Genomic DNA, 13,727 nt, shown 5'->3' on the forward strand with positions numbered 1-13,727 from the left:
GCGAATTTTTCGCCCTTCTGGTGAATGTTGCTAGGTGAAGAGTTACGTGAACAGTTCCTGGCCATGCGCTTCGACGTAGGCGGCAAGGCCAAGGGTGTGGTCGCGGGCGCGCTTCTCGGCGAGCTCGGTGTCGCGTGCCTCCAGCGCTTCGATCATGGCGAGATGCTCGGGCAGCGAGGTCGCGGTGCGGTCCTTGCGGCCGATCGTCAGCTGGCGATAACCGCGCACGTGCAGCAGCAGGTCGTTGGTGAGATCGACCAGCACCGGCGATTCCGACAGTGAGATCAGCGACTGGTGGAAGGCGATGTTGGCGCGCGAATATTCCTCGACGTGATCCTCGGGCAGGCGGTCCTTGCCGAAGTCCTTGAAGAAGTCGCGCAGCGCCGAAATGTCCTTCTTGCGCGCGGTGGTGGTGATGAGGCGCGCGGCCATGCTCTCCAGCGCCGCCCAGGCGCGGATCATGTCGACGATCTCGCTCTTGGTCCGGCGCACGACCATGATGCCGCGGCGCGGCACGGTCTTCACGAAACCGTCCTGCTCGAGCATTGCGATTGCTTCGCGGATCGGTGTGCGGCTGACGCCCAGGCGTTCGGACAACGCGCGCTCGTCCAGCATCACCGGCTCGGGCGTCGAATAGATGTCCATCTTGAGGATGGCTTCCTTCAAGGCGTCATACGCCTTGTTCTTGAAGCTGCTCTCCGGGGCAATACGAACGATTGCGATGTCTGCCTCGGCCATGTTCGGCAACGCCTTGGTTGGTTTCCGCAGTGACACGACGATTCTCCTCCAGTGGGAGTCGTCTTTTACAGGAATATTTACCGGAAAGTTTTTGGCATACCACATGCCAGAATGTCAAGCTGCCTATTTTTTGCGGCGTTCTAAGGTGGTCTCTGACTTGACAAGTTGGCTTCTGGCATACCAAATGCCATCGCTAGCCATTTTTGATCCAAGCTGGCGGAGTAATCAAGGCATTTCGCCGCTCCGTTCCGCCAAATGGAATAGAGCGCGGCGATGGCAAGTATCACGGGCAGCCGCATCACGCGCGCTTTGCAAAGCAAGAACTGAAGGTCAAGGGAGAAGCTCATGTCCAATTCGAAAGACGTCGTCCGCAAGGTCCTTGACCAGGTCAAGGCCGACAACCGCACCAGCCTGACCGCCCCCGAAGGCAAGGTGGTCTGCGACGCCTACGGCATTCCGGTGCCGAAGGAGGGCGTGGCCAAGTCGGCGGGCGAGGCCGGCAAGATGGCGTCTTCCATGGGCTTCCCGGTGGTGATGAAGATCGTCTCGCCGGACATTCTCCACAAGACCGAGGCCGGCGGCGTCATCGTCGGGGTCAAGACGGCGCAGGATGCCGAGAAGGCCTACGAGACCATTCTCGGCAATGCCAAGAAGTACAAGGCCGATGCCAAGATCGAGGGCATCCAGGTGCAGCAGATGCTGGCCGGCGGCACCGAAGTCATCGTCGGCTCGATCACCGACGGTTCGTTCGGCAAGCTGGTGGCCTTCGGCCTCGGCGGCGTGCTGGTCGAGGTGCTCAAGGACATCACCTTCCGCCTCGCGCCCGCAACCAAGGAAGATGCGCTGTCGATGCTCGATGGCATTCAGGCACACGAAATCTTGAAGGGCGTGCGCGGCGGCGAGCCGGTGAACCGTACGGCGCTGGCCGACGTCATCGTCAAGGTCTCGCAGCTCGTTACCGACTTCCCTGAGATCGTCGAGCTCGACCTCAACCCTGTGTTCGCCACCGCAAAGGACGCGATTGCAGCCGACGTGCGCATCGTCGTCGATTTCGCCTACAAGCCCAAGCCGAAGCCGCGTCCGACCGAAGAGATCGTCGCGGCCATGAGCCGCATCATGCAGCCGAAGGCGGTCGCCGTGGTCGGTGCCTCCGCCGAGGACGGCAAGATCGGCAACTCCGTGATGAAGAACCTCATCAACGGCGGTTACAAGGGCGAGATCTATCCGATCCACCCCAAGGCGTCCGAGATCCTTGGTTACAAGGCCTATAAGAGCGTCAAGGACGTGCCGGGCGTGATCGACACGGCCGTGTTCGCGATCCCCGCGAAGTTCGTGGCCGCAGCGCTCACCGAATGCGGTGAGAAGAAGATCCCCGGTGCGGTCCTGATCCCGTCGGGCTTTGCGGAGGCCGGCGCACCGGAGCTGCAGGCCGAGATCGTCGAGGTCGGCAAGAAATACGACATCCGCCTGATGGGGCCAAACATCTACGGCTTCTATTATACGCCGGCGAACCTCTGCGCGACCTTCTGCACGGCTTATGACGTCAAGGGCCACGCGGCGCTATCGTCGCAGTCGGGCGGCATCGGCATGGCCATCATCGGCTTCTCGCGCTCGGCGAAAATGGGCGTGTCGGCGATCGTCGGCCTCGGCAACAAGTCCGACATCGACGAGGACGATCTGCTCGCCTTCTTCGAGCAGGATCCGAACACGAACCTGATCGCGCAGCACTGCGAGGACCTCAAGGATGGCCGCGCCTTTGCGGAAGCCGCCAAGCGCGTCTCCAAGAAGAAGCCGGTCGTCGTGCTCAAGGCCGGCCGCACCTCGGCCGGCGCCAAGGCGGCCTCGTCGCACACCGGCGCGCTCGCCGGTAACGACAAGATCTATGAGGATGTGCTGGCGCAATCCGGCGTGATCCGCGCGCGCAGCCTGCGGCAGCTGCTCGAATTCGCCCGTGGCGTTCCGGTGCTGCCGACCCCGAAGGGCGAGAACGTGCTGATCATCACCGGTGCGGGTGGTTCGGGCGTGCTGCTGTCGGACTCCTGCGTCGACAACGGCCTGTCGCTGATGTCGATGCCGCCGGATCTCGACGCGGCCTTCCGCAAGTTCATTCCGCCGTTCGGCGCGGCTGGAAATCCTGTGGATATCACCGGCGGCGAGCCGCCGATCACCTACGTCAACACGGTGAAGCTCGGCCTCTCGGACGAACGCATCCACTCGCTGATCCTCGGCTACTGGCACACCATCGTCACGCCGCCGATGGTGTTCGCCCGTAACATGGTCGAGGTGAAGAAGGAGATGGAAGCGAAGGGCTTCGTGAAGCCGATCGTTGCCTCGCTCGCCGGCGACGTCGAGGTCGAGGAAGCTGCCGAATATCTCTACCAGAACGGCATCCCTGCCTATGCTTACTCGACCGAACTGCCGGTCGAGGTGCTGGGTGCCAAGTACAAGTGGGCCCGCGGCGCGGGCCTGCTCTGAGACGTGGAAGTCTCTTCACCTCTCCCCGTCCGCGGGGAGAGGTGATATCAGTCAGGTCGCGATGAGCAAGAACGTGATCCGGCGCAAATCACTTGAAACACGATCGGCAGCAGAGGCCGATCGTGACGGCGGCGTGCAATCCGTCGACCGCGCGCTGTCGATTCTCGAGACGCTGGCCGAGGACGACGAGGGCTATCGCCTCAGCGATCTCGCGGTTCGCACGGGGCTATCGGCCTCGACCGTGCACCGCCTGCTGGCGACGCTGGAAAGCCGTCGATTCGTGCAGTTCGATCGCGCCGAATCCAAATGGCATGTCGGCGTGCGCAGCTTTACGGTGGGCGCGAGCTTTGCGCGTCGGCGCAATTTTACCGCACAAGCCATTCCTTATTTGCGCAAATTGCGCGATCTGACCCGCGAGACCGCCAATCTCGCCGTGGTCGACGACGAATTCATCATCGTGCTGACCCGCATGGAAAGCCGCGAGATCATGCGCTCGCTGACCAAGGTCGGCGGTCGCGTCGCGATGGTGACCTCCGGCGTCGGCAAGGCCGTGCTCGCGACCTATTCCGACGAGGATGTCGGCGCCGTCATCCGCCATCACGGTATGCCCAGGCTAACCGAGAAATCCATCGTGAGGCCGAGCGACCTCTTTAAGGAACTCGCGACGATCCGGAAGCAGGGCTTTGCGGTGGACGACGAAGAAGCCGAGATGGGCCTGCGCTGCGTCGCCGCTGTGGTCTACAACGCGCTCTCGGAACCGCTCGCCGCGATCTCGGTGTCCGGCCTGACCAGTCGCGTCACCGACGCCCGGCTGCCGGAGATCGGCCGCGTGGTGCGTGAGGTCGCCGCTGAACTGACGGCTGCGCTCGGGGGCGTGACGCCGGTGGTGAAGCCAGCCTGAGCCGGATTTGCGGTCCGTCGCACCTCGTTGAAAGAAATCAGGTCTGGCGGCAATAGCCCCAACATCGGTATATCCATCGGCCGTTGTCGCGTCTTTTGGGGAATGCCATGCCTTCTGAGCCTCGTTCGCCCCGTCTCGCTGTCCTGATTGATGCCGACAACGCTTCCGCGAAGATCGCCGATGGGCTGTTCGAAGAGATTGCCAAGATCGGCGAGGCCAGCGTTCGCCGCATCTACGGCGACTTTTCGAACGCGCGATCGAGGGGCTGGGCCGATATCTTGTCGAAGCACGCTATCATCCCGCAGCAGCAGTTCGCCTATACGACGGGTAAGAATGCCTCCGACATAACCCTGGTCATTGATGCGATGGACCTGCTTCACAGCGGCCGGTTCGACGGCTTCTGTCTGGTGTCATCCGACAGCGATTTTACCCGCCTCGCCGCCCGCATCCGGGAGCAGGGCGTGGATGTCTTTGGGTTCGGCGAACACAAGACGCCGGAGAGCTTCAGGCAGGCCTGCCGACGATTCGTTTATACAGAGAACCTGCTTTCCGGCACGGCGAACACCCAAGACGCCGGGGCGAGGTCGACGCCGCTTCAGCCGCAGGATGCCGCGACGCCCATCATCAAAAAGGTCATCACCCAGATGGAGAGCGAAGACGGCTGGGTGACGCTCGGGGAGGTCGGGCGACAGCTCGCTAACCTTGCTTCGGATTTCGATCCGAGGACCTTCGGTTTCCGCAATCTGAGCAGCCTCGTGCGAAAGATAAATTCGTTCGAGATCGACGAGTCAAACGGACGGTCGATGCGGCTTCGGGTCAAACCGGCTGCCGCGCCACCGCCGAGGACGCGGAACCCGCGCAGAGCGCCAGCCAGACCTTCGAGGTCAGGGCCTGCGGGCGGGTCGGCGCCTAAAGCGTAAGCAGGGCCTGCCGCTATATTTGAGCTTGCCCAGTCTGGCGCAGGGCGTAACCATCGTCCGACCTTAACGCCATGCGAGGGTCCTGATGACCAAACTCACCCGTTTCGCCGTCGCGCCGCTGCACACGATGACGCGCCGTCTCGCCGATGTCGCCTCCGCGCGCGTCGCGCCCGACCTCGTCATTTCCGGAGCGCGGGTGCTCTCGACCTATTCGGAGCGGATCCATCCGGGACGGGAGGTCTGGATCACCGGTGGCCGCATTGCCGCGGTGAAGGCCGCCGGCGCGGCGAAGAAAGCCTGGAGCGACATTTCGGTCTACGACGTCGCCGGCGGCATTATCGCGCCGGGGCTGGTCGATCCGCACATCCACATCGAATCCTCGATGGTGACGGCCTGCGCCTATGCCGAGGCTGCGCTGCTGAACGGGACCACCACGATCTTCTGCGACAGCCACGAGATCGGCAATGTCATGGACGTCGCCGGCGTCGAGGCGATGCTGGAGGACGCGCGTGAAGCGCCGCTCTCGATCTTTCTGACGGTGCCGTCGACCGTGCCGGCGACCTCGGCCGAGCTGGAGACGGCGGGCGGCGATCTCACGCCCGACAAGATCGCCGGCCTGTTTGATCGCTGGCCCGAAGCGGTGGCACTCGGGGAGAAGATGGATTTCGTGCCTGTCACCATGGGCGACGAGCGCAGCCACGCAATCCTCGCGGCTGCGTTGAAGCGCGGACGGCCGGTGTCCGGCCACGTCTATGGCCGCGAATTCGTTGCCGCCTATGCGGCAAGCGGCGTGACCGACACCCATGAGGCGATCGACCGCGATATCGCCGATGATCTGCTCGATGCCGGCGTCTGGGTTTTCCTGCGCGGCGGCCCGCCGACCACGCCGTGGCACTCGCTGCCGCAGGCGATCCGGACGATCACCGAACTCGGCGCTTCGCACAAGCGCACCGCGGTTTGCACCGACGACCGCGATGCCGATGATTTGCTGCTGTTCGGCCTCGACTGGGTGGTGCGCGAGGCCGTGAAGGCGGGGATGTCGCCGGAGCAAGCCTGGTCGATGGGCTCGCTGCATGGCGCCACGCGCTTCGCCATGGAAAGCGACATCGGCGGGCTCGGCGGCGGCCGCCGGGCCGATCTCGTTTTGATGGACGATCAGCTCAAGCCGCAATCGACCTGGTATGGCGGCGAGCTGGTGGTCGAGAACCGCAAGATCACGCCGCGGCTCGATCAGGCGCTGTCGCAGCGCTACCAATATCCGAAAGCGGCCTATGTCACCGTAAAGCTGCCGGAGAAGCTCAAGTTGACACCGGAGCTCCCGACGAAGGCCTGCACCGTCAACGCGATCAAGACCGCGCTGCCCGGCATCACGCTGATCCATGAAAAGGTCGCGATCGAGCCGGCCAAGGACTGGCCGTCGCTGTTCGCGCGCTACGGCCTGTGCTTCGTCACCGTGGTCGAGCGCCACGGCAAATCGGCCGGCAACGTTGCTTATGGCCTGCTCAAGGATTTTGGCCTCAAGCGCGGTGCAGTCGCCTCAAGCGTCGGCCACGACAGTCACAACATCATCGTCGCGGGCACGAACGAGGGCGATATGCAAGTCGCGATCGCAGCGATCAAGGCGAAGCAGGGCGGCGTCTGCGTCGTTGCCGATGGCAAGGTGAGGGCGCTGGTGCCGCTGCCAATCGCGGGCCTCCTCTCCGACAAGCGCGTCACGGAGGTGGCCGAGGAGGTCAAGGTGCTGAAGAAGGAATGGGCCGAGGCCGGCTGCACCATCCCCTACATGGGCTTCAATTTGATTCCGCTATCGGTCATTCCGGAAATTCGCATCACCGACAAGGGCCTCGTGCTGGTGCCACAGATGGAACTGGCGCCGTTGTTCGAGTGAGGCGCTTTCACGTACTTCCCGATCTAACTGCTTGAGAGCACCGCAGTTTTTCTACGGCTGCCGCATCGTGGAAAATAAAATCTGCTTCGTTGAGATCGCATCCCGCGCACCTGATGATCTCGCTCGCTGACTTAACCAAGCGAGGTCCGATATGGCGAAGATGCGAGCTGTCGATGCAGCCGTGCGTATCCTGGAGAAGGAAGGCATCTCGACCGCCTTCGGTGTTCCCGGGGCAGCGATCAATCCGCTTTACTCGGCGCTGAAGAAGCGCGGCTCGATCCGCCACATCCTCGCGCGTCATGTCGAGGGGGCCTCGCACATGGCCGAGGGCTATACCCGGGCCAAGGCCGGCAATATCGGCGTCTGTATCGGCACCTCGGGGCCGGCCGGCACCGACATGATCACCGGACTCTATTCGGCGATCGCCGATTCCATTCCGATCCTCTGCATCACCGGGCAGGCGCCGCGCGCGCGGCTCTACAAGGAGGATTTCCAGGCCGTCGACATCGAGTCGATCGCAAAGCCGGTGACCAAATGGGCGGTGACGGTGCGCGAGCCGGCGCTGGTGCCGCGCGTGTTCAGCCAGGCGTTTCATGTGATGCGCTCGGGCCGGCCGGGGCCGGTGCTGATCGACATGCCGCTCGACGTGCAGCTCGCCGAGATCGAGTTCGACGACGAGACTTACGAGCCGCTGCCCGTCTACAAGCCGACCGCCTCGCGAAAGCAGGTCGAGAAGGCATTGGAGATGCTCAATGCAGCCGAGCGGCCACTGATCGTGGCGGGCGGCGGCATTATCAATGCCGATGCTTCCGACTTGCTGGTCGAGTTCGCCGAGATCGCCAACGTGCCCGTCGTGCCGACGCTGATGGGGTGGGGCGCGATCCCCGACGATCACGTGCTGATGGCCGGCATGGTCGGACTTCAAACGAGCCACCGCTACGGCAACGCCACGATGCTGGAGTCCGACTTCGTGCTCGGCATCGGCAATCGCTGGGCGAACCGTCACACCGGCTCGGTCGAGACCTACACCAAAGGCCGCACCTTCGTGCATGTCGACATCGAGCCGACCCAGATCGGCCGGGTGTTCAATCCCGATCTCGGCATCGTCTCGGACGCGAAGGCCGCGCTCGCGCTCTTCGTCACCGTCGCCAGGGAGTGGCGGCGTTCCGGCAGGCTCCGCGAGCGCCAGGCGTGGCCCGCGGCCTGCCGCGACCGCAAGAAGACGATGCTGCGCAAGAGCCATTTCGACAACGTCCCGATCAAGCCGCAGCGCGTCTATGAGGAAATGAACAAGGCGTTCGGCCGTGACACCACCTATGTCACCGTGATCGGCCTGTCGCAGATCGCAGGAGCGCAGTTCCTCGGTGTCTACAAGCCGCGCAACTGGATCAATGCGGGGCAGGCCGGACCGCTCGGCTGGACGCTGCCGGCGGCGCTCGGCGTGCGCGCGGCCTGTCCGGATCGCGACATTGTCGCGCTGTCGGGAGACTACGACTTCCAGTTCCTGATCGAGGAACTCGCGGTCGGAGCGCAGTTCAATCTGCCCTACATCCACGTCGTCGTGAACAATTCCTATCTCGGCTTGATCCGCCAGGCCCAGCGCGGCTTCGAGATGGACTATCACGTCCAACTTTCCTTCGAGAACATCAACGCACCAGAGATTGGTGTCTACGGCGTCGACCATGTTGCCGTCGCCGAGGGCCTCGGCTGCAAGGCCATCCGCGTCACCGATCCCAAGGACACGCAGGCGGCGTTCGCCACCGCGCGCGACTTGATGAAGAAGCACCGCGTGCCCGTCGTGGTCGAGTTCATCCTCGAACGCGTCACCAACATCGCGATGGGGACCGAGATCGACAATATCGTCGAGTTCGAGGAGGTGCTGGACCTGCCGCTCGACGAGGTCGGGACCGTCAGGCCCGGCGTGCTGCAGCCGGCAGAATAGGGGAGCGCATCATGCCGAAATTCGCCGCCAACCTCACCATGCTCTTCAACGAGATGCCGTTTGTCGACCGCTTCGCCGCGGCGAAGGCGGCGGGCTTTGCCGGAGTGGAATATCTCTTCCCCTATGATTTCGACAAGGCGCTGTTGCGCGAGCAATTGGAGGCCCACGGGTTGACCCAGGTGCTGCACAATCTGCCCGCCGGCAACTGGGCCGGTGGCGAGCGCGGCATCGCGATCCTGCCCGATCGCACCGCCGAGTTCCGTGACGGCGTGTTCCGCGCCATCGATTACGCCAAGGCGCTCGATTGCGACCAGCTCAACTGTCTCGTCGGTATCGCGCCTGTGGACGCCGATCCGCGCGAGCTGCAGGAGACGCTGGTTGGAAACCTGCGCTTTGCGGCTTCGACGCTGGCGCGCGAGAACATCAAGCTGCTGGTCGAGCCGATCAACACGCTTGATATTCCCGGCTTCTTCCTCAACGGCACCGAGCAGGCCGTGCAGCTGATCTCCGAGGTACGGTCGAACAATCTGTTCATCCAGTACGACATCTACCACATGCAGATCATGGAGGGCGATCTCGCCCGCACCATGCAGGAATATCTGCCGCAGATCTCGCACATTCAGCTCGCCGACAATCCCGGCCGCCATGAGCCGGGCACGGGCGAGATCAACTATCCTTTCCTGTTCCGCCACCTCGACGCGATCGGTTATCGCGGCTGGATCGGCTGCGAATACAAGCCGCGCACCACGACGCTGGAAGGCCTGTCCTGGCACGCCGCGCAGACGTTTGAGACCTGAGGAAGATACAGCGGCGGTCTACTCCCTCTCCCGCATGCGGGAGAGGTGCACCGAGCGCGCGGATGAAACTTCGCTTATGCAACTGAGAGAAAGTCAGACATGATCGACATCGGCTTCATTGGACTTGGCACCATGGGACGGCCGATGGCCGGCCATCTTCTCGCCGCGGGCCATCGCGTTCTCCTGCATGACGTCTCGCCGGTCGCGCCGGAGCTGATCGCGGCCGGCGGCATCGCCTGCAAATCGGCCAAGGAGGTCGCGGAGGAGGCGGACGCCGTCATCATCATGGTGCCGGATACGCCGCATGTCGAAGCTGTGCTGTTCGGCAAGGACGGCGTTGCGGGCGGCATCTCCAAGGGCAAGATTGTGGTCGACATGAGTTCGATCTCGCCGTTGGCGACCAAGGAGTTCGCGAAGAAGATCGAGGCGCTGGGCGCGGATTATCTCGATGCGCCGGTGTCGGGTGGGGAGGTCGGTGCGAAAGCTGCGAGCCTCACCATCATGGTCGGCGGGCCCGAGCGCGCCTTCGGCACCATGAAGCCGATCTTCGACAGGATGGGCAAGAACGTCACCCATGTCGGGGCCAATGGCGACGGCCAGACCACCAAGGTCGCCAACCAGATCATCGTCGCACTGACGATCGAGGCGGTGAGTGAGGCGCTGCTGTTTGCGTCCAAGGCCGGCGCCGATCCCGCGCTGGTGCGCAAGGCCCTGATGGGCGGCTTTGCCTCGTCGCGAATTCTCGAAGTGCATGGCGAGCGCATGGTGAAGCGCAATTTCGATCCGGGTTTCCGCATCGAGCTGCACCAGAAGGATCTCAACCTCGCCCTCGAAGGCGCCCGCGCGCTCGGCCTGTCGCTGCCGAGCACGGCGGTGGCGCAGCAATTGTTTTCATCCTGCACCGCCCATGGCGGCAAGGGCTGGGATCATTCGGCGATGGTGCGCGCGCTGGAACTGATGGCGGGCCACGAGATCGCCGCGGCCTGAACTGTTACGCGGTAACACTCTTTCGGATTTGGCGCGTCTTTCGCCACGGCGGAACCGGAACAATGCTCCGGCCCCGCGGTTGAAGGCGCATCAACAAACACTGGAGAGTGTGGACATGAAGACCCGTCTTGCGATTTCGTTGGTTGCCGCGTCGCTGCTGGCGTCGAGTGCAGCCTTTGCCCAGTCGACGACCGAACAGGGCGCCCGGAACGGCGCGCGAGCGGGCGGCGACATCGGCGGTCCGGTCGGTGCGGTGGTCGGCGGCACTGTGGGTGCAGCAGTCGGCGCGGGCCTCGAAATTCCGAATGCGATCCTCGGCGGCATCCCGCGCGATGATTCGGTCGTGGTTCAGGAGCGCGTTGTGGTCGGCGAGCCGCTGCCTCCCACCGTGGTGCTGCGCCCGGTGCCGAATTACACCGAGTATCGCTATGCGGTCGTGAATGATCGCCGCGTGATCGTCGAGCCGCGCACCCGGCGCGTCGTCAAGATCATCGACTGATCGGCGCACTAGCGATTGAAGATCCGGCCCTGCGGAGGGACCCTCCGCGGGGCCTTGTCGTCAATGTCCAGACGTCAGAGCGGCTCGCGGACACCGAGGCCGTGCATGAAGCGCTCGCGGATCTGCACGGGATCCCTGCGGGTGGTGCCGACCCCGGGCTTATCGTCGATGCGCAGTGCGATCAGGCTGGGCTCGTCAGCCGACATCGCTTCGTCGATCAGCCGCTCGAAATCGTCCTCGTCCGCGGCCCAGGCGCTGTTGGTAAGGCCCGAGCCCAAGGCGATCGCGACGAGATCGGCGACACCGGCGGCCGGCGTCGGCTGCGCGCCGGTGATCTGGTAGATGCCGTTGTCCATGACGATCATGATCAGGTTCTTCGGCTTCAACGCCGCGATGGTCGAGAGCGCGCCGAGCTGCATCAGGAGCGAGCCGTCGCCTTCCAGCGCAAAGACGCGGCGGTTGGGCTGCGCCAGCGCCACGCCGAGTGCGATCGGGAAGGCGAGGCCCATGCTGCCCAGCATGTAAAAGTTCTGCGGGCGGTGACCGGCGGCCCAGAGGTCGAAATTGGTGTTGCCGATGCCGCCAACGACCGCTTCCTCATGCTTGAGCTTTGCGATCAGGCGCTTCGTCACATCGAACCGGTTCATCACCTTGGTGTTGCGCGTATCCATGGCGACCTCACTTGTCGAAAGTCTTGCCGCCGGTGAGCAGCGGGTTGAGGATCAGTGCCACCGGGGCTTGCGTGGTGACGGCCTGCTTGATCGAGCGGTCGGCGATGAATTCGAGCTCGTCGAGCCGGGTGATGGTGTGGTGCTCCAGCGCCAGCGAATCCAGCACCGGGCGCATGGTGCGGCAGACCAGGGACTGGCCGTAGTTGAATTCGCCGAGCGTGCCGCGCTCGGAGACGAACATGATCAGCGGGATCTGGTAGGGCACCGCGAGCGAGGCGAGCGTGTTGGCGAGCGTGGCAAAGCCCGAGGTCTGCATCAGCACCGCGCCGCGCCGCCCGCCCATCCAGGCGCCGGAGACGATGCCGACGGCCTCCTCCTCGCGCGCGGTGGCAAAGGTCGTGAAGAAGGGATCGGCGTGCAGATTCTTGATCAGCGGCGTCAGCACCCGGTCGGGTACGTAGGGGACGAGGCTGATCTCGTTCCGCTTCAGGGTTTGCAGGACGATGCTATGCCAGCTTCTGTCGCCGGACCCCGGTCCCGCCTGGGACGAGGCCTGCTGTTCCGCAATCGCCATCGCGCTCTCCCTTGTGCCGCGCAGGTTTCTTGGTCTTGACCATTGTCTTGGTCGTCGCGGCGGTCTTCCGAAACTTGACGGAGCGGGCGGGATTGTCAACATGTCCGGGCCGGCACCGTGATCTGCGCCAGACGGGCTGCCGAGGCCGGCACCGCCATGTCATAAGCGGGATAATGAGAAAACGGAGGGACGCAGGAACGGGGCGCGTATCGCGCTGAGCTTGCGGGTCTCCAGGAGAGAGCCGGAAGGGTCCTGATGTCGGTCAACAGCAAGCGCGTCTTCTACGTCAAATACCTGGCCAACCCGATCTACATCGACATCCTGAAGGCGCGGCCCGACGTCCGGCTCGACCGCATCGAGAACGAGAGCCCCGAGGACTTTTACGCCCCGCTTCTGAGCGCGGCCCATGTCTACCAGATCGGCGCCGCGCGCGACGAGCTGGCACCGCATTTCCATGTCGATGCTGGCTTCCTGAAGCGCACGCCGAACCTGCTGCTGGTCTCCAGCAACGGCGCAGGCTTCGACCCCGTCGATGTCGAGGCCTGCACGGATGCGGGCGTGCTGGTCGTGAACCAGTCGGGCGGCAATGCGCATTCGGTGGCCGAGCATGCGCTGGCGATGATGCTGACCTTGTCCAAGCGCATCATCCAATCCGACCGCAAGCTGCGCCGTGAGGCCAACGTCAATCGCAACGAGCTCGTCGGCAACGAGGTCGAGCACAAGACCGTCGGCATCATCGGCCTCGGTAATGTCGGCCGCCGCATCGCCGCGCTGTGCAAGGGCCTGCTCGGCATGAAGGTGCTGGCCTATGACCCCTATCTCTCGAAAGAGGTGATGGCGGACCGGGGCGGCGAGAAGGTCGAGCTCGACGACCTCCTGCGCCGCGCGGATTTCGTCTCGATCTCCTGTCCGCTCAACAAGGGCAGCCGCAACATGATCAGCGTGCGCGAGTTCGGCCTGATGCAGCCGCACGCCTATTTCATCACCACCGCGCGTGGCTTCATTCACGACGAGGATGCTCTGCTCCAGGCGTTGCGCGACAAGCGCATTGCCGGTGCCGGCCTCGACGTCTGGTCCAAGGAACCGCCGCCCCCGGAGCATCCGCTGCTGCAGTTCGACAATGTGCTGGCGAGCCCGCACACGGCCGGTGTCACGATCGAGGCACGTCAGAACATGGGCCGCATCGCGGCCGAGCAGGTGCTGGAGACGCTCGACGGCAAAAGGCCACCGCGCATCATCAATCCCGAGGTCTGGCCGGTTTACGCCGAGCGCTTCAAGCAGGCCTTCGGCGTGACGCCGGGGTAGGGCGCGAAGGGCTGTTGGTTACCACGATGA

12 protein-coding genes are annotated in these 13,727 nt (G+C 64.0%); 9 read left to right on the top strand and 3 right to left on the bottom strand.

What is annotated here, in order from left to right; genetic code table 11:
• Positions 1–42: 42 nt before the first annotated feature.
• Entirely contained in the window at positions 43–738 is a 696-nt protein-coding gene (locus NLM32_RS17955; RefSeq protein ID WP_254135345.1) for a GntR family transcriptional regulator, read from the bottom strand.
• Between the two features lie 345 nt (positions 739–1,083).
• On the opposite strand from NLM32_RS17955, the gene NLM32_RS17960 reads away from it, so the two are divergent.
• The 8 genes from NLM32_RS17960 to NLM32_RS17995 all read left to right on the top strand — a co-directional run bounded on the left by NLM32_RS17960 (position 1,084) and on the right by NLM32_RS17995 (position 11,147).
• Complete coding sequence (locus NLM32_RS17960) at positions 1,084–3,213, top strand: acetate--CoA ligase family protein (protein WP_254130251.1); 2,130 nt, start codon at positions 1,084–1,086, stop codon at positions 3,211–3,213.
• Between the two features lie 61 nt (positions 3,214–3,274).
• Positions 3,275–4,114, top strand: coding sequence for an IclR family transcriptional regulator (locus tag NLM32_RS17965; protein ID WP_254130252.1), 840 nt, complete (start codon positions 3,275–3,277; stop codon positions 4,112–4,114).
• A gap of 107 nt (positions 4,115–4,221) precedes the next feature.
• Entirely contained in the window at positions 4,222–5,034 is an 813-nt protein-coding gene (locus NLM32_RS17970) for an NYN domain-containing protein (RefSeq protein WP_254130253.1), read from the top strand.
• 85 nt (positions 5,035–5,119) lie between these two features.
• Positions 5,120–6,922: an adenine deaminase C-terminal domain-containing protein gene (locus NLM32_RS17975; RefSeq protein WP_254130254.1), complete on the top strand. Its 1,803-nt coding sequence runs from the start codon at positions 5,120–5,122 to the stop codon at positions 6,920–6,922.
• A 151-nt stretch (positions 6,923–7,073) separates the two neighbouring features.
• Positions 7,074–8,864: a glyoxylate carboligase gene (gcl, locus tag NLM32_RS17980; protein ID WP_254130255.1), complete on the top strand. Its 1,791-nt coding sequence runs from the start codon at positions 7,074–7,076 to the stop codon at positions 8,862–8,864.
• A gap of 11 nt (positions 8,865–8,875) precedes the next feature.
• The gene (hyi, locus tag NLM32_RS17985) at positions 8,876–9,661 is read left to right on the top strand and encodes a hydroxypyruvate isomerase (RefSeq protein WP_254130256.1); all 786 of its coding nucleotides are present in this window, start codon (positions 8,876–8,878) and stop codon (positions 9,659–9,661) included.
• A gap of 99 nt (positions 9,662–9,760) precedes the next feature.
• A complete protein-coding gene (locus NLM32_RS17990; protein WP_254130257.1) occupies positions 9,761–10,648 on the top strand; it encodes a 2-hydroxy-3-oxopropionate reductase in 888 nt (295 codons plus the stop codon).
• Positions 10,649–10,763: 115 nt separating this feature from the next.
• Positions 10,764–11,147: a DUF1236 domain-containing protein gene (locus NLM32_RS17995; protein ID WP_254130258.1), complete on the top strand. Its 384-nt coding sequence runs from the start codon at positions 10,764–10,766 to the stop codon at positions 11,145–11,147.
• 74 nt (positions 11,148–11,221) lie between these two features.
• Here NLM32_RS17995 and NLM32_RS18000 read toward each other — a convergent pair whose 3' ends face one another.
• Positions 11,222–11,818 carry a thiamine pyrophosphate-dependent enzyme gene (locus NLM32_RS18000; RefSeq protein ID WP_254130259.1) on the bottom strand — a complete coding sequence of 199 codons (597 nt, stop codon included), beginning with the start codon at positions 11,816–11,818 and terminating at the stop codon, positions 11,222–11,224.
• 7 nt (positions 11,819–11,825) lie between these two features.
• Complete coding sequence (locus NLM32_RS18005; protein ID WP_254130260.1) at positions 11,826–12,392, bottom strand: thiamine pyrophosphate-binding protein; 567 nt, start codon at positions 12,390–12,392, stop codon at positions 11,826–11,828.
• 255 nt (positions 12,393–12,647) lie between these two features.
• Between NLM32_RS18005 and NLM32_RS18010 the strand changes: the two genes are divergently transcribed.
• Positions 12,648–13,697, top strand: coding sequence for a hydroxyacid dehydrogenase (locus NLM32_RS18010; RefSeq protein WP_254130261.1), 1,050 nt, complete (start codon positions 12,648–12,650; stop codon positions 13,695–13,697).
• Positions 13,698–13,727 lie beyond the last annotated feature (30 nt).

Source organism: Bradyrhizobium sp. CCGUVB14, assembly GCF_024199935.1.
GTDB lineage: Bacteria > Pseudomonadota > Alphaproteobacteria > Rhizobiales > Xanthobacteraceae > Bradyrhizobium.